The organism is Dysgonomonas sp. UBA7710 (assembly GCF_002482385.1).
Taxonomy (GTDB): domain Bacteria; phylum Bacteroidota; class Bacteroidia; order Bacteroidales; family Dysgonomonadaceae; genus Dysgonomonas.
This window is the reverse complement of record NZ_DLFW01000042.1, coordinates 50,489-66,741: the sequence shown is the minus strand read 5'-3', so window position 1 is coordinate 66,741 and position 16,253 is coordinate 50,489. Positions and strand designations below refer to the sequence as shown.

General features: G+C 38.8%; 15 protein-coding genes. 4 read left to right on the top strand and 11 right to left on the bottom strand.

The features are described 5' to 3' along the window. Together B3317_RS13590 and B3317_RS13585 are read left to right on the top strand one after the other, a co-directional pair. Positions 1–267: hypothetical protein (locus B3317_RS13590; protein WP_291112505.1), on the top strand; the 267-nt coding region annotated here is incomplete at its 5' end. A 7-nt stretch (positions 268–274) separates the two neighbouring features. Further along, a complete protein-coding gene (locus tag B3317_RS13585) occupies positions 275–1,240 on the top strand; it encodes a hypothetical protein (protein ID WP_291112503.1) in 966 nt (321 codons plus the stop codon). Here the strand turns inward: B3317_RS13585 and B3317_RS13580 are convergent. The 8 genes from B3317_RS13580 to B3317_RS13545 form a co-directional block, all read right to left on the bottom strand. Beyond that, a complete protein-coding gene (locus B3317_RS13580) occupies positions 1,237–1,974 on the bottom strand; it encodes a hypothetical protein (protein WP_291112501.1) in 738 nt (245 codons plus the stop codon). The genes B3317_RS13585 and B3317_RS13580 overlap by 4 nt on opposite strands. 10 nt (positions 1,975–1,984) lie before the next feature. Beyond that, positions 1,985–2,518 carry a hypothetical protein gene (locus B3317_RS13575; protein ID WP_291112499.1) on the bottom strand — a complete coding sequence of 178 codons (534 nt, stop codon included), beginning with the start codon at positions 2,516–2,518 and terminating at the stop codon, positions 1,985–1,987. A 6-nt stretch (positions 2,519–2,524) separates the two neighbouring features. Next, entirely contained in the window at positions 2,525–3,001 is a 477-nt protein-coding gene (locus B3317_RS13570) for a GNAT family N-acetyltransferase (protein ID WP_291112497.1), read from the bottom strand. 92 nt (positions 3,002–3,093) lie between these two features. Beyond that, a complete protein-coding gene (locus B3317_RS13565) occupies positions 3,094–3,681 on the bottom strand; it encodes a hypothetical protein (RefSeq protein WP_291112495.1) in 588 nt (195 codons plus the stop codon). Between the two features lie 6 nt (positions 3,682–3,687). Further along, positions 3,688–4,788 carry a site-specific integrase gene (locus B3317_RS13560; protein ID WP_414647501.1) on the bottom strand — a complete coding sequence of 367 codons (1,101 nt, stop codon included), beginning with the start codon at positions 4,786–4,788 and terminating at the stop codon, positions 3,688–3,690. Positions 4,789–4,790: 2 nt separating this feature from the next. Continuing rightward, the gene (locus B3317_RS13555) at positions 4,791–5,558 is read right to left on the bottom strand and encodes a helix-turn-helix domain-containing protein (protein ID WP_414647500.1); all 768 of its coding nucleotides are present in this window, start codon (positions 5,556–5,558) and stop codon (positions 4,791–4,793) included. Between the two features lie 415 nt (positions 5,559–5,973). Continuing rightward, positions 5,974–7,365 carry a tRNA uridine-5-carboxymethylaminomethyl(34) synthesis GTPase MnmE gene (mnmE, locus tag B3317_RS13550; protein ID WP_291112490.1) on the bottom strand — a complete coding sequence of 464 codons (1,392 nt, stop codon included), beginning with the start codon at positions 7,363–7,365 and terminating at the stop codon, positions 5,974–5,976. 725 nt (positions 7,366–8,090) lie between these two features. Beyond that, the gene (locus tag B3317_RS13545) at positions 8,091–8,786 is read right to left on the bottom strand and encodes a phBC6A51 family helix-turn-helix protein (protein ID WP_291112488.1); all 696 of its coding nucleotides are present in this window, start codon (positions 8,784–8,786) and stop codon (positions 8,091–8,093) included. Positions 8,787–9,055: 269 nt separating this feature from the next. Here B3317_RS13545 and B3317_RS13540 point away from each other — a divergent pair, with 269 nt between their 5' ends. After that, a complete protein-coding gene (locus tag B3317_RS13540; RefSeq protein ID WP_291112486.1) occupies positions 9,056–9,427 on the top strand; it encodes a 2-amino-4-hydroxy-6-hydroxymethyldihydropteridine diphosphokinase in 372 nt (123 codons plus the stop codon). Here B3317_RS13540 and B3317_RS13535 read toward each other — a convergent pair whose 3' ends face one another. The 3 genes from B3317_RS13535 to B3317_RS13525 all read right to left on the bottom strand — a co-directional run bounded on the left by B3317_RS13535 (position 9,428) and on the right by B3317_RS13525 (position 14,070). Further along, on the bottom strand, positions 9,428–10,285 hold the full coding sequence (locus tag B3317_RS13535) for a beta-1,6-N-acetylglucosaminyltransferase (protein ID WP_291112484.1): 858 nt from the start codon (positions 10,283–10,285) through the stop codon (positions 9,428–9,430). 111 nt (positions 10,286–10,396) lie between these two features. Then, the gene (gene yidC, locus B3317_RS13530) at positions 10,397–12,337 is read right to left on the bottom strand and encodes a membrane protein insertase YidC (protein ID WP_291112482.1); all 1,941 of its coding nucleotides are present in this window, start codon (positions 12,335–12,337) and stop codon (positions 10,397–10,399) included. Between the two features lie 122 nt (positions 12,338–12,459). Further along, positions 12,460–14,070, bottom strand: a complete 1,611-nt coding sequence (locus tag B3317_RS13525) for a CTP synthase (protein ID WP_006801149.1) — start codon at positions 14,068–14,070, stop codon at positions 12,460–12,462. A gap of 169 nt (positions 14,071–14,239) precedes the next feature. On the opposite strand from B3317_RS13525, the gene dnaG reads away from it, so the two are divergent. Then, positions 14,240–16,237 carry a DNA primase gene (gene dnaG / locus B3317_RS13520; protein WP_291112480.1) on the top strand — a complete coding sequence of 666 codons (1,998 nt, stop codon included), beginning with the start codon at positions 14,240–14,242 and terminating at the stop codon, positions 16,235–16,237. The last annotated feature ends 16 nt before the right edge of the window (positions 16,238–16,253 follow it).

The following is a 16,253-nucleotide window of genomic DNA, read 5'->3' as shown; positions in this document are numbered from 1 at the left end:
GGATTAGTAAATCATATATCACTCGGGGCAAACAAATTTATTCGTTTTTGGGAAAGTACTAGGGGACTGACACCCATTGTTGAACGAGATTATCCATGTTATATAAAATATAATTTACAAAACCTCTCTTTTTCTTATTTTATATCTAATCTTTTACATATTGTGTCGGATGAGGATCCTATTGATAGATATTGGTTCTCTTTCCCAATTGAGGGTACAAAAGAGATATATAGAGAAGAAAACATTATCTACTTAGAAAACAATTAAAGAAAAGATGGATGCTATTGAAATAAATAAAAAACGTATAGTACTTTTAAGAAAGATGCATAAGGCTGTTGAATGTTCGGTTTCTTTTGTAAAAAAGAAATCAATTAAATCACCAGAAGAACCAGATTTTATTGCGTCTCTTTGTCTAAATTTCACACCTTCTTTATTTAATTTACTCAAAACCACTTTTCCAAATAATAAGTTTGCAGTTACAAGTATCTACTGTCATCAAAAACCTATTGTCGATATAAAATACAGCAAATGTCCTGAATTAGGTGATATATTATTTGTTTATATCTACACTGATAAGATAGGAAATATAAAACTTAATTCATTATTATTACAAGCTAAGATGTCTATAAATACATCGGCTAGAGTTGCTTCGACCGATTTACATCAATTAGAGCTTTATACTAAATGGCCTGATTTCACTTATAAACGTGCTGGTAAGTTAAATGGGATAGCAAGATCTATTATTCCTAAAACAATAAATGATGGAGCCCAATATCTAATGATTAATAATACTAGAGGATATACATTATCTTGGGTCAGAAGACCATTTTCAATGGGGTGCTCTATTCCTTCCAATCCTCTTAACATGAATAATAAATTAACGAGCGAACTTATTAATTTTTTGAAATTCAAGTCTGGTAGAACATTTGAAGAAGATACCACTAAAACAAATGATGATTGGACAAAAATGATTTGGGATTTAATAGAAATTTCTAAATCAGTAGCCTATAAGCGTAAAAATATCGGATCAAATAATTTTCCAAGGCAGCAAGCATATAAACATGATGGTTGTTGCTTTTATCAATCCGACATAGATCACTCTATTCTTCAGGATTTACATAATCATCTAGATAGAGGAAATAATAATGATGCTTACAATGATTCAAGTAAAGATGATTCAGGAGCAACATCAATTGTTTTAATAGAGTGTAATGAACAACAAAATAACTTTAAAGATTAGTTTATTAATGTATGTATTTTTACAATTTTAAACTTTCCATCATTAAAAGTCAACTTCTTTCTTATAGTATCTATATCAACATCTTTTAGGTTGCGAGCAAAAACAATTTTAAGGAATAAAGCGATATCCTCTTGTTTATTTATCCGAAAATGATTCCAGATATTCCATCCGAAATGGTATAGATCTATGTTTTGTAAATCTTTTACTCTAACTGGTTCTATATCTTTTAATTTTGTTTCTGTGGAATATTGAATGACGTATTCACATAGGCGGTTTATATTCTGATCATCTGCGAATGGAGCAAAGGTTGTTCTTGTATATTTTATAGCAACTTCAAGCACTTCTCGTTTTCTTATAATTTCGTCCTGCTCGTGCTTTTCCCTTATTACTTCAAGTTCATTAATAACAGGTGTTTTATTTCCACTAGGTTCTTCAGACTCTGGCTCAACGGTGGGTTCAATATCTTTAGCTGTATTGGATTCGGGTATCATATCCTGATTTTCTACTACTTGTTTTCGCCTTTTGAATAATGAAGGAATAACTTTCTGAATGACTTCTATATAAGAAATGTAAAAGATCAGTCCAATCACAAAAATAACGATGAATACCAGATTAGCCCCAAAAGCATCAAACCCTAACTCTAAAAACAAATAACGAAAAATTAGAGACAGTAAAGCGATACCCATCGCTCCACATATAATTAGCAGTATATTTTCAGAGTCCTTGTAATTCATATTATTATGATTAAAGTTTTTGTAAACTCGTTCCTTTTTGCATTGCCTTTAGAATATTTCTACGGACGGCTTGTATAGACGGTACTAAATCGCCTTCCATCATTGCAAGCATTGTTTTCAATTCTTGCTCCAACTCAGGAATGGGACGGCATAATTCATAAGCAATCTTCATACAAAGAGATTTTACTCCGGGCAATTCCTCGCTAGACATCATTTGCCCTAAACAGAAATCCAGAAAATCTACTCTTGGCGGATTCGGGAATGGCTGTCTGTATAATAAATTGAGCATTACCCTTCGTTTTCCTCCATGTTTACACGCTAATACTTCATCAATCAATTGATCTTGCTTATTGTATAACCACTCGTTATCCTGTGACGAAAAATGAGTAAAAATCCAAGCTGCATGATATCCAATAACTTCGTCTTCACCAATAACTAAATTATATAACTCTTGCTTTCGGGTATCACTATCATGTGTTAAACGAAGTATCTCATTGATATCGTTCATCCCTATACGCAGTGAAAGCCTAGCTTTAAAATCCATATTATATTATAATTTAAGTCTCAGAGCTGTGTATGTAAGTTCCTTAAATCCTAAGTTCTTGTATAGAATTAGTCCATCTGTTGTTGATATCAAATCTATCAATGCAATATCTCTTTCTTTTGCCTCTTGCATTATTCTCTCAATTAAGGATTTTGCAAAACCCTTCCTGCGATGTTGCGGATATGTGAAAACATTAAGTAGTGTCCCAGTATATCCATTGGGGAAAGTTGGACTAATTGGCTTTTCAGTAATAAGAAGGAATGCAGTAGCTACAATTTCATTTTCCACTTCTGCAATTAGTCCTATCAAATCATCGACTTTTAGATGCCTTTCGAAATATAATTTTCCCTTTTCTCTGACTAATTTTTCATCGTCTTTAGAGAATTTGGATAATTCATCTTTTAAAAATGCAATTCGAAGATTAACAAGGTTATCAACATCATTTAGCGTTGCTTTATATATTTTCACATGTTCTTTATTCATAATCCTTCAACATAAATGACATTATCAAATGATTTTATCCCGACACAGCTAGAGAGCTTCTATCTGTCAAGTATTCCTTTATAGTTGCTTTTTTAATCTTCCTTCTCATGCTGATTTAAAAGATATTCTTCTTTTATTCTCCTGATTACTTCAATAGGAATTTCTCTTTCTGAATCAACAATTTGTAGTCCATCGTCCATATAAAACTGGATAGGATAATTGCCTGTAACTTTATTTAAATCCAGCTCTACTCCTAGTAGTATGGCCTCTTCTTCACTATAAAAATCCTCTCCTGATTGATATCCAATTTCTAATTTTTCAAAATCAAAAATATGCTTTTCTATTTTAAAAGGCTTGATTGCCACAATATTCTCCAATCTATTGGGATGTAAAATAAATATTTCTTTCCCTTTTCTTTCCCACTTTAGAAGGTAGAAAGCAAGCAGAAGAAATAAAAGAGAACCTATAATAATACAAATCACAGCGAAATAGTCTTTTGACGAGAAAAAATCCATCCAGAAGAGAGAATTTGTACAGCCAATGATGGATATTGAAGACATAATCATTACTGCAATATATAATATGTTTAGAGGGTTATGAGTTTTCTTTGGCATAATTTCCAGTTTAATCATATCGCCTTTCTTTTCAAGAGTGTATGGATATAGAATGTTTCTACTCATAATCTTTTATTTTAGGCTTATCTTATTAGCAGACTCTCTTTTCTTCGCATTTACCAGATCAGCATAGATCTGAGTTGTCGAAACATTTTTATGTGTAAGCATTTTACTTACAGTATAGATATCAGTTCCTAAAGCTACCTGCAAGGTAGCAAAAGTGTGGCGAAAACAATGGAATGTGATGTGTTTTGTTATTCCGGAACTGGCTACCCAATCCTTTAGAGGTTGTTGAGTCATAGCCTTTGTTAAACCTTTGAATACTTTACCTTTTCCCCTCTCTCCACATAATTCTAACGCTTCATCGCTAATGGGTAAGGTCGTTTCTGTTTCTGTCTTCTCGGTTCTTAGTCTCATGCAGTAACCACCATCAGAAGCAGGAAGTATTTCTTTCCAATCCAATTTCAGAACATCACTTATCCGTAAGCCTGTCATGCATGAGAAGATAGATGCTGATTTCAACACAGGGAAGTCGCAAGGTGTATTGGCTAGTGTTTTCAATTCATCCAATGTCAAGTATTCTTTCTTTACATCTGTAGTGTCGATCGAGTCCAGATATTCATTGAGATTCTCTCTGAAGAATTTTTCTTTATATGCAATCTTCAATAAAGCTCTGAATGTAGAGAAATAACCTGATGCTGAATTTTTAGATATACGAAGATCTTTATGTTTCAATTGCTTTGCATCCATCAGATAATTCCTAAAGCGGTTGCATAAGTTTACGTTCACATCTCCAAAGGTGCATTTACCTTTGACAAAATTGGAAAAATGCTGATAAACCTTCATCCACTTCTGGTCTTTCTTTTCGGCTTTCAGTTTGTAATAAACCAGAAAGTCAGCTTTCTTTTTATTCTTATCTAAGAAACCGTATTCCTCATTGATAATAGCTTGTACTCTCATGCTGCGGATAACTTCAGCTTTCATCAGCATTTCATTATTGTACTCCTTTTCAATTTCGTTTCTAGGTTTGGCATAGATATAAATACCTAAATACTCACGCCGTATCATTTTCATTGAATACGGATCACGAATAGCAGGATAAAAATCCAGATAAAGACTCTCTCTCGCTCCTGTTATAGGTCGTCGTCGAAGTGCTACTTTGCTTATTCCCATAGTTATAAGATTATTTGAGGGTTGAATAACTTATCTAAGTCGGGCTTTGATATTTTCACATATCGTCCTTCTTTTACTTTAGGTATATTATGATACTTCACATAGTGATATAAAGCATCACGAGTGAGGTTGTATTTTTGCATGGCTTCTTCGGTCGAATAATATTCGGCTTCTTTGGGTTGTTCATAGCCTTTGGCTATATCAAAGTTTTTCTTAGAGTATAGCACTTTGCGACCGTCTTTCTTTCGTGGTATATTTTGCTCAGATACAAAACTATATATGGCTGCCGTAGATAGATGATATTTCTCTTGAATGTCTTCTACTGAATACCATTCTTTTATATCCTGACTTTCGTTAAAACCTTTCTTTTCAAAATATTTATCGATATGCTCTTTACTGAAATATGATTTACCTCTGATTAGAGTTCTAGGGATATTATTTTCTCTGGCAATCTTATATAGCCACGATTCTTTGATGTTGAATCTTCCTTTAATCTCGGCTACAGTATACAGTTCGGTTAAAGGTTTAGGCTCTTTAGTTGGTTTGGCTTTAGGTTGGTATTCTTCTGTATCATTAAACATAGCATCAATATCGGAGCGACGAATAAAAGTTTTACCTTTTGTTTGTATTGCTTTAAGTTTGCCTTCCTGTAAATAGCGATAAGCTGTAGTACGCCCAATGCTTAATAGAAAGGAAGCTTCCTTGACTGACAAAAACTCTTTATCTTTTATTTTTTCATACTCATCACTCAATCGTTCAATTTCTTTCATGGTAGAGTAATTAATACCTACCATCTTAAATTGTCTTTTGCCTTGTTTATACGCCTTGGAGTTACATTTATGTGAACAATAACGTGTAGTCGTTTTCTGTGCTATGAAAGTTTTTCCACAACATTCACATATCTTAGAAATTTCCATCTTACTACTCATAATTTCTCCTTTATTTCTCCCTATTTTTGTTCCATGATGTTTCACTGTGTTCCGTGGTGTTCCAATTATACATAATCTATGAACAAAAACTGTACCGTTTTTATGTTTTGACAAAAACGGTACAATTAAGACATAAAAACTGCCACAATATCCATTATCATGAATATTCAAAGGTAGAAATAGAAAAGAAAAAGTCGCTATTTTATAGCAACTTAATGACTAGTTATAATTATTATCTATTAAATCTGATTAGTTATCATTTGCCGATACAAAACTTACTAAAAATATTCCTCAATATATCATCAGTAGATATCTGCCCTGTTATCTCCCCTAGATAATGCATACATTCGCGAATATCCTGAGAAAGAAAATCTCCGGACAGATGTAAATCCAGACCCTCCCCCACTCTCTTTATTGCAGCTAATGCATTCTCCAATGCCGAATAATGGCGCATATTGGTAACTATAACATCCTGCTCTCCAATCTCCGGGATATTAGCTGCTTTCACAAGCATGCTTTCCAGATCATTTGTACCCTGCTCATATTTTGCCGAAATGAAGATACGTTCGGGAATCTCTTCTTGAAGCAGCCTCTCCTTATTTTCTTTCCTTTCTGCAGAAATCATATCAACCTTATTGAACACCAGAATCAACTTCTGATTCTTTACAGCAGGTAATATCTTTTCTGCCAAATCCCGGATATGCTCATCAGCCGTTCCTACATCCGTTATCCACAGAATGATATTGGCTTGTTCTATTTTTTTGAATGTACGTTCGATCCCGAGACTCTCTATTTCATCTGTTGTATCCCGTATCCCGGCCGTATCAATCAGGCGGAATGTCAGCCCTTGTATATTAATCGTATCCTCTATTACATCACGGGTTGTACCATGTATATCCGAAACAATTGCTTTCTCTTCATGTAGCAACAGATTCAAAAGGGTTGACTTTCCTGCATTCGTCTCACCGATAATAGCAACAGGAATACCATTCTTTACAGCATTTCCCACTTCAAACGATTCCGCCAGTTTTCTTATATGAAGTTCGATATCATAAGCTGCTTCCTTCAACCGCTCCCTGTTTGCAAATTCAACATCTTCTTCCGAGAAGTCAAGCTCCAGTTCGATCAGGGATGCGAAATTCAGGAGTTCGGTACGCAGTTCTATTAATTTATTACTAAATCCCCCACGCATTTGGTTCATTGCCAATCTGTGTGTCGCAGCCGATGATGAAGCAATCAGATCAGCTACGGACTCGGCTTGCGACAAATCCATCTTACCATTGAGAAAAGCCCGCTGTGTAAACTCTCCCGGCTGTGCCAAATACGCACCTTTGGATATTAATAACTGCAAAACATTTTGCTGTATATAAACAGAGCCGTGGCAAGAGATTTCCACAACATCTTCACCGGTAAACGAATGCGGTGCTTTGAAAATACTTACCAGCACCTCATCCAATACTGTATTATCCTTTATTATGTACCCGAAATGAATCGTATTTGCCTTCTGCTCTTCAAGTTTTTTATTCCCATAAGGCTTGAATACAGACTCGGTCAACCCAATACATCCTTTTCCGGATAACCGGATAATGGCGATACCGCCTACTCCGGCCGGAGTGGATATTGCCGCTATAATATTATTTCCTTGCATATTTGGTCCTATCAATTTATCCCCTCAAAGTTACACTGTTTCTGTTATATAAAAAATTAATCATCATACTCAGAGGAATAAAAAGTAACAAAGGTAACAGAAGTATCAGTTAGCAGTAAACAGTAAACAATTATAATTCCTTTCAACTTATTACTCAACACTTACTACTTGTTAAAAGGTAACAAAAGTAACACATGTTTCAGCTTTTAGCTGATAGCTATCAGCCAATAGTTTACAAGAAAACTTGACAAAGTTGCATAGTACATGACAAAAAATTCCGTAATTAAATCGTCGCTTTGCGAGAACGGCCTTTATTTCAAAGGCGGGGCACCCAATCCGGTAAAGTCGGCGTAGAGCAAAAACGTGTATGAGCTTATCTGCTGCCCGAAAATATAATCGCTTTGTGAGCGAGTTTTTTTGCTCAGCCGGCAAACCGGTTTTGGGTCGCCGTGAAATGCAGCCTTGAGTTTTTGTAACTTTTTGGTCAAGCAAAAAGTTAATAAAATAACTTTACCACAAGGGGCTCCGCTCGCGCAGACGTCCCGTCTGTGTGTTGCGTAGCAAACATTTTTGCCCTGTCAACAAGACACGGACTGGAAGTCCACACCAGCGGGTCATCTGTCACCAACTTGTATCTCGTATAATTTTTCGTTCTTCGCTTTTGGCTCCGCCGATTTTCAATTCGTTCTTTACTTCTCGTTTTTCACTTATTATTTACCCCTTCCTCAATCCGTTCTCGATGTATATCCCGGCGGCAGAAACGGATAAAGATTCACCTTGGGCTTCTCTACCGGAGCGGCAGCCGGCTGTGCCTGCAATTTATCCTGTTCATTTTTTAATTCTTCATTTTCCACTTTCAATTCTTCACTTTTCACTTTGCTTTCCTCTTCCAACTCCTTATCCACGGCCGCCACTACTTCCGGATTGAGCGAGCCGCCCGAACGGAAGCCGTTCCCTTTCAATATCATCAGCTGACGCCTGGTTTCTTCGTCCTGTACCTCTATGACCAGCGGATGGCGTTCCGATGCCAGTAACAAATCCTTATCCTTCTTCCTTTCTTCGCGGTCGAGTACATACTTTATTGCGCGGATACTCGGCGGGCAGAATTTCTTTTCCACTACGCGGCATTTCTCCACATCATTCGCCGGATCGTTCTTATCGGGGGCATAGGTGATCTTCTCTTTTTTCTGCACATAGCCTTCGAGCAATTGCTTCAAGCCTATCCGTGCAGAGGCTGTCATCACATCTTCCCGGTGGTCGATAGCTTCTTCTACCGCTTCGCCAAACTCCGGCTTCGATTTCTTCCATTCGTAAAATGTCTTCCGGCTGATCTTGAATGTTTTGCATATTTCGGAAATGCTACAAAGGTCCTGTTCTATCATCCGGATAATCTCCGATGCCGTTTTTTCTTTATACTTCATAAGATACTTAAATATTAATGTTAATAATCAGTTTCTTATATAGATAAAGATATTTGGTTTTGATAAATTTTTAGTTATGCGTGATAATGGCAATCATAGGATTAGTTGAAACTGGTATTATAGCCTGCTACGCATTGCTTATATTCCATTTGGGTAATGCCAAGAGTGAGGACAAATCCGGGAGGACGCGACAGGAAGGAACTGAAATATGAAAGTTTTATAAAGAACGCTTATATGATTAAAAAAACGGACGTATATTTGCATCGGTTATGAACAAAGCATTACTTAGTATAGGTACAAACGAAGATAGGGAATCGAACTTAAGCCTTTGCCATCAGTTTCTGGATAATATATTTACAGATATATCTTATTCCGACACTTCTGTTACCATGCCCTATGGCACTACTTACAGAAACGATTTCCTGAACCAGCTTGCTGTTATCTACACAGACAGGGACAGGGATGAAGTCATCCGCTTATTGAAATCCATAGAAAAGGATATGGGAAGAAACGGAGCCGATAAAAAAAACGGCATCGTAAAAATAGATATCGACCTTGTAATATGGAACAATAATGTATTGAAACCGGAAGATTTTACCAGAAGTTATATTGCAGACCTACTGGCCAGTATGGATAAATAATTATCTCCACAACCGGGCCTTTATTTTCTCCAGTAACTTTTCACTGCCATCATTGAACTTACGCGCAAAATAAGGGTATCGTTGTCCGTATTCATCATTGAACTCGATATGGCTCTCCAGAAAATCAATATGACGTCCTTCTATTGTAGCCGGAGGAACAGCGACTTCCCAATCCGTATAGGTAAGACTTGCGGCTGTATTTTGCAAGAACGGCGAGTTCCCGATAATTGTCTGGAAAAAGGCCTCGTCAGGCACTAATGTATGGAGAAAGAAGTCCGTATATCGCTTATCTTCTCTTACAGTCGTCAAAATATATTGTACACATTCACGGGTGAGGGCAAACCATTGCGTACCGGCATACACCCTGAAAGGTGCTTTCCTTTTTATCTTTAGCTTTTTGAGTAATACTTCCGCCAGAAACTTAGGGTGGTAATACTTCAGGTTACGGCGGTCGTAATCGAAGTAATAATATTCATAACGCTCCAGCGGCTTAAATGGAACCGGAACAGGGGCAATATCTATATATTCCTTTCCTTTTTCCAGTTGTTGATAAAGGAACTCCTTCGATCTTACAGGATAATCTACTCCGCTTATCAATACATAATAATCTGCATCGGGAGAATATTCCATACCTCGTTTCATCAGAGCCAGAGTAGCCTCTACCATACTAAATCCACCCCAGTTGATATCGATACGTTCCGGAATGATTTCCACGTTCTTATGTTGCGGAGCGTATTCCTGCACAACCTTTCTGTCCAGATGGATATAAAAAGTGCAATCCGCGCCATTCAGGGCATTTATCAAACGATCTAAATGCCTGAAATTATTATGAGCTAATATAAGATAGCAGACTTTCACTGAAAATAGTTACGAGTTACTACGCCCTAGGGCAGTTACGAGATACAAGTAAACGAGATACGAGATACAAGTTGTTAACTGCTAACTGTTCACTGCTAACTGTTCACTGTCTTATCTTTTCCTCTTGGTACTGTTAGACTTATTCCTTTCATTCAATTGCTGTTGCTGAATTTTCTGAGCCTCTGCCAGACGAGCCATGAAGCCCGATTTCTTTTTCGGTTTTGCTTTATTAGCTTCCAGCTTGGCCAATACTTTATCCTCGTCTATTATATACCGGAATCCGATTGTCAACAGGATAGTTATCAAAAGCGAAAGGAAATAGTAATATGTAAGTCCCGACGGGTAATCATTCAACATGAAAAGGAAAATCAACGGCATCAGATACATCATCCATTTCATTCCCGGCATTTGTTGCTGTCCGGTATTGGTCATTTCCATATTGAACTTTGTATAAATGATATTGGTCACCGTCATCAGGATACAGAACAAACTGATATGCGTACCGATCAATGGAATATGGTTTTTCCATTCTATGATGGCATCATATGTGGAAAGGTCGGTAGCCCAAAGGAAACTTTGCCCGCGAAGCTCTATCGCATTCGGGAAGAATGAGAATAGTGCAATCAATATCGGCATCTGCAACAACAACGGAATACATCCGCTCATCGGGTTTACCCCCGCCTTATTATAGAGTGCCATTGTCGCCTGCTGTTTCTCCATCGCCTGCTCCTGTTTAGGATATTTGGCCCCGATTTCCTCTACCTGAGGACGTAATACGCGCATTTTGGCCGACGACATAAACGACTTGAATGTGAGTGGAGATATTACCAGTTTTACAATTATAGTCAGCAACAGGATAACAATACCCATCGACATCCCCGTACCTCTCAATAAATTAAAGATAGGAATCACGAAATACTGATTCACCCAGCGAAACAGCGTCCAACCCAGCGGAACAAGTTTATCCAGGTCGAGCTGCTTGTTCACATCGTCTATATGGCTGTCATATCCTTTCAGCAAAGTGAACGACATAGGTCCCAGATAATAGGTGAATCCGGCACTTATAGTTCCGGCATTCATGTCTACTGTTGCCGGAGCATATATTGTAGCCTCGCATGTCTTCAGATATTCACTGTTTTCATCCGTTACCAAAACTTTGGAATCAAGAAGGGCGGTTTCGATTTTCTCATCAGCGATCAGGATAGGTGCAAAAAACTGATTCTTGAAAGCAATCCATTTGGCTGGTTCTTTCACTTCCAGTTGTTCGTTTTTATCGCTGCTTAGTTCCTTCACATCACCTCCTACATACTTGTAGTAAATGTGCGAATAACGCTGTTCGTTCTTCACGCTTTTCTCCTGCCGGCGCATCTTCTGCGCCCAGTACAGCTCTATCACATCCGATTTATTCCTATCCAGCATCGGTTGCAATCCAACCAGATTGACATCATATTTCAGCATATAATCATCATCTGCCAGTTTATAGATAAAATCGACATGTTGGTTTGCTGCATATGAAAAACGCATGATAAGAGAGTTATCTCCTTCGGTTTTAATCGGCGTGAATACCAGGTTATTCGTATGCAGCACCTTATTTTGCTTATTGGTCAGCTGAAGCGAAAATTCGGTATCGTTATTGAACAGATACAAAGAATCTCCATTATACCGGGAGTATTCTTTCAGCTGCGCGCTAACCATCTTTCCTCCTTTGGTAGAGAAAACAACTTTCAGCTTGCTGTTTTCCAGCGTTATCAATTGCTCTGCCTGCTGTGAACCCATCTGTACCGAATCCATTGCCGTAAGAGCAGAATCTGCCTCCTGAACGGGAGCCGCAAAGAAATCATCCACCGGATTCTCTTTCTTCACTTCTGTTGCTGTATCTTTCAGGTTGGCCAGTTCTTTTTCCCGTTCCCTGGTCTGCGCATATTCTATCGAGTCTCTCCGATATTGTTCTTTCTGCTTAGCAAGTTCTTCCGCCGAAGGTCTGCTCAGCAACGTAAATCCAATGATTACGGCAGCGATGAGTACAAACCCGATAATCGTATTCTTATCCATTTATAGTTTTTATAAATTTAATATTTGCGATTTTTCCTTTCAATTTCTATTGGGCGTTTTGTATAACCCGGCATAATCAAAATAAATTTTGCTTCTGCTCCCGCTATTTAAAACGTTCAATCTTATTTTTTCTTATTGTCAATTACTGCTTTTATAAAGCTGATGAATAAAGGATTAGGCGACACTACCGTGCTGTTATATTCAGGATGGAACTGTACACCCAGATACCATTTCTTTCCGGGGATTTCCACGACCTCTACCAGCCCCATGTCCGGATTTGTTCCGGTACACTTCATTCCGTTCTTTTCGAAATCTTCCTTGTAATCACCGTTGAATTCGAAACGATGGCGGTGGCGTTCTTCTACCAGCTTCTTTCCATATGCTTTATACACCTGCGAACCTTTTTCCAATTCACATTTATAGGCTCCCAGACGCATTGTCCCCCCCATATTTGTGATATTCTTTTGTTCTTCCATCAGGTCGATAACCTTAAATGGTGTATGAGGATTCATCTCCGTTGAGTTAGCATCCTCCAGTCCCAGCACATTGCGGGCAAATTCGATAACCATACATTGCATACCCAGACAGATACCGAATGTAGGCACATCATGCTCGCGGGCATATTTCAGTGCCTGTATTTTCCCATCCACACCGCGCTGCCCAAATCCCGGAGCAACAACTATGCCATCCATGGAACCGAGCATCTTTTCCACATTGTCTGCGGTCAATTTGTCAGAGAGTATAAAATGTAAATCGAGCTTGCGATCATTGTATATCGCTGCCTGCAACAACGATTCATTGATAGATTTGTACGCATCCGGCAATTCGACATATTTACCGACCAGTGCAATACGAACCGTCTCTTTGGCATGTTTTTTCTTATCAAGGAAATCGCGCCAAGGCTGCATTACCGGTTTATCCCCGATAGGCATACCCAGTTTACGCAACACGATTTCGTCCATGTTCTGCGCCTGCATATTCAATGGCACTTCATATATTGTAGGCACATCCACCGATTGCACAACGGCATCGACCTCCACATTACAGAACAATGCCACCTTTTTCAGAATGTCTTTATTCAACGGGTGTTCGGTACGGAGAACCAACATATCGGGCTGTACTCCTTCCGACTGCAATTGCTTCACGGAATGCTGGGTAGGCTTCGTTTTCACCTCTTTCGCCGCGGCGATATACGGCACATAAGTAAGATGCACGCACAGGCAGTTTTTACCTAACTCCCAACGTAGCTGACGCACGCTTTCGATGAAAGGCAGCGACTCTATGTCGCCCACTGTGCCTCCGATTTCGGTAATTACAAAATCGTAGTCATATCTTGTGCCCAGCATTTTGATGTTGCGCTTTATTTCATCTGTAATGTGGGGCACGATCTGCACCGTTTTCCCCAGGTAATCACCTTTACGTTCTTTATTTATCACATTCTGATAGATACGTCCTGTGGTGATATTGTTGTCCTTATGTGTAGGCTGATTAAGGAAACGCTCGTAGTGACCGAGGTCCAGGTCTGCTTCGTGACCATCGACAGTCACATAGCACTCGCCATGTTCATATGGATTTAGAGTTCCGGGGTCGATGTTGATGTATGGGTCCAGTTTCTGAATTGTCACTTTATAACCCCTTGCCTGTAGTAGTTTACCTAACGAGGAGGCTATAATACCTTTACCTAAGGAAGATATAACTCCTCCTGTTACAAATATATACTTCGTATTAGCCACGACTTTTCGTTTTATATTTTTTTAGACTCTAAAAAGAAAGCACAAAAGTACAAAAAATATTTAGATACATTGTTTAATTTTTATCTAACAGTAACCATTAAGAATCCTATTCACATAAATTAAATATCTTCATCGGGATATTTTTATTACTTTCGTAGCAGTAAAAATCATGATAGACCAAGGTACAATAGACCGTATAATGGACGCTGCTCAGATCGTTGATGTAGTGTCGCAGTTTGTCACCCTCAAACGAAGGGGGATAAACTATGTGGGCTTATGCCCTTTCCATACAGATAAAACACCATCGTTTTACGTTTCTCCTGCCAAAAATATTTGCAAATGCTTTGCCTGCGGCGAAGGGGGCACGGCTGTTCACTTCATAATGAAGCATGAACAACTTTCATACTACGAAGCATTAAAGTATCTGGCCAGGAAATATAATATAGAGATACAGGAACGCGAATTCACCGATGAGCAGAAACAGGCATACAATGAGCGTGAAAGCCTTTTCATTCTCAATGATTATGCCCGCGACTATTTCGTCAACACTCTCCACAACCATATCGAAGGTAAATCCATCGGATTAAGCTACTTCAAAGAGCGTGGTTTCAGGGAAGACATTATTGAGAAATTCCAGCTTGGATATAGTCTCGAGCAAAGGGACGCATTCACGCAGGATGCCTTGAAGAATGGTTATAAAGAAGACTATCTGGTAAAAACGGGACTCACTATAAAAGGGGAGAATAATAATTACCTCATAGACCGTTTCCGCGGCCGTGTCATGTTCCCCGTACATACATTATCGGGAAAAGTAATCGCTTTTGGTGGACGCATCCTCAAAAAAGCGGAGAATACAGGTAAATATGTCAATTCACCCGAAAGCGAGATATACCATAAAGGGAATGAACTATACGGCATTTTCTTCGCTAAGCAGGCCATAACCAAAGCCGACTGCTGCTATCTGGTAGAAGGTTATACCGATGTTATTTCCATGCATCAGGCAGGAATAGAAAACGTTGTCGCATCTTCGGGGACAGCATTGACAAACGGGCAAATACGGCTGATTCACCGCTTCACGGACAATGTCACTGTTATTTATGACGGTGACGCCGCGGGAATAAAAGCGGCATTACGGGGAATAGACCTGCTTCTCGAAGACGGCATGAATATCAAAGTAATACTGCTGCCTGACGGCGAAGACCCGGACTCCTTTGCCAAGAAACAAAATGCGGAATCGCTGACGAACTATATCAAAGCCAACGAAGTCGATTTCATTCGTTTCAAGACAAAGCTATTACTCGAAGAAGCCGGAAATGACCCTATTAAGCGAGCCGCCCTTATTTCCGATATAGTAAACAGTATTTCCATTATACCCGACAATATTATACGAACGGTCTACATCAAGGATTGCAGCATACTGCTGGATGTAGATGAGCGCATTCTGGTACAGGAAGTGACAAAGAAGCGCCTGGCCTATCTGGAAAAAACAGCCCCGCAAAAAATGGAAGAGGAAATGCGGGCTGTCAACAATGACTTGTCGCAACCGATAATCCACAATAAAACGGTAGTAAAGAAAACACCGATAGACAAATTCGAACTGGCTATACTTTACTACATAGTCCGCTTCGGAATGGAAATAATACTGGAAGGAGGCGAAACAAACCCTGTTACCGGCGATATGCCTACTACTGTAATAGACTGGGTAAAATTCGACCTTCAGCGCGACGGCTTCTGGTTTACCAACCCTCTCTATACACTGATGCTGGAAGAAGCGATAGAACGATCGGTAGATGAGACGTTTATTCCTGCCCGCTATTTTTTGGCACACACTGATGCGCAGGTTAGCAAGATAGCGGCCGAACTGGTTAGCGACAGGTATCAGCTAAGCAAACTGCATATCAAGCAATTCGGAGAAAATGCAAAAAAGGAAGACACACCCCTTGCCGAAGAAAAGCATTTGGGAAAAGATGTTCCACGCATAGTCACAGAGTTGAAGAATGCATACATAACCAAGAAGATAAAGGAGATAAAAGATGAAATGGCTGTCAAACAAAAAGAAGGAAACTGGGACACGGCCATAGAACTGATGCAGCAGATAAAAGAATTGGAAGAAGTAAAAAAAGCACTGGCAAAGGCTCTGGGAGAACGGATCATCCTGAGGTGGTAATTAACCGGATAATAAC

What these genes read in the sequence shown, in the direction of transcription:
- B3317_RS13575 (WP_291112499.1), bottom strand. Translation starts at nt 2,518, where the DNA reads ATGGATTTTAAAGCTAGGCTTTCACTGCGTATAGGGATGAACGATATC.
- dnaG (WP_291112480.1), top strand. Translation starts at nt 14,240, where the DNA reads ATGATAGACCAAGGTACAATAGACCGTATAATGGACGCTGCTCAGATC.
- B3317_RS13540 (WP_291112486.1), top strand. Translation starts at nt 9,056, where the DNA reads ATGAACAAAGCATTACTTAGTATAGGTACAAACGAAGATAGGGAATCG.
- mnmE (WP_291112490.1), bottom strand. Translation starts at nt 7,365, where the DNA reads ATGCAAGGAAATAATATTATAGCGGCAATATCCACTCCGGCCGGAGTA.
- B3317_RS13570 (WP_291112497.1), bottom strand. Translation starts at nt 3,001, where the DNA reads ATGAATAAAGAACATGTGAAAATATATAAAGCAACGCTAAATGATGTT.
- B3317_RS13560 (WP_414647501.1), bottom strand. Translation starts at nt 4,788, where the DNA reads ATGGGAATAAGCAAAGTAGCACTTCGACGACGACCTATAACAGGAGCG.
- B3317_RS13565 (WP_291112495.1), bottom strand. Translation starts at nt 3,681, where the DNA reads ATGAGTAGAAACATTCTATATCCATACACTCTTGAAAAGAAAGGCGAT.
- yidC (WP_291112482.1), bottom strand. Translation starts at nt 12,337, where the DNA reads ATGGATAAGAATACGATTATCGGGTTTGTACTCATCGCTGCCGTAATC.
- B3317_RS13580 (WP_291112501.1), bottom strand. Translation starts at nt 1,974, where the DNA reads ATGAATTACAAGGACTCTGAAAATATACTGCTAATTATATGTGGAGCG.
- B3317_RS13585 (WP_291112503.1), top strand. Translation starts at nt 275, where the DNA reads ATGGATGCTATTGAAATAAATAAAAAACGTATAGTACTTTTAAGAAAG.
- B3317_RS13545 (WP_291112488.1), bottom strand. Translation starts at nt 8,786, where the DNA reads ATGAAGTATAAAGAAAAAACGGCATCGGAGATTATCCGGATGATAGAA.
- B3317_RS13555 (WP_414647500.1), bottom strand. Translation starts at nt 5,558, where the DNA reads ATGAAAGAAATTGAACGATTGAGTGATGAGTATGAAAAAATAAAAGAT.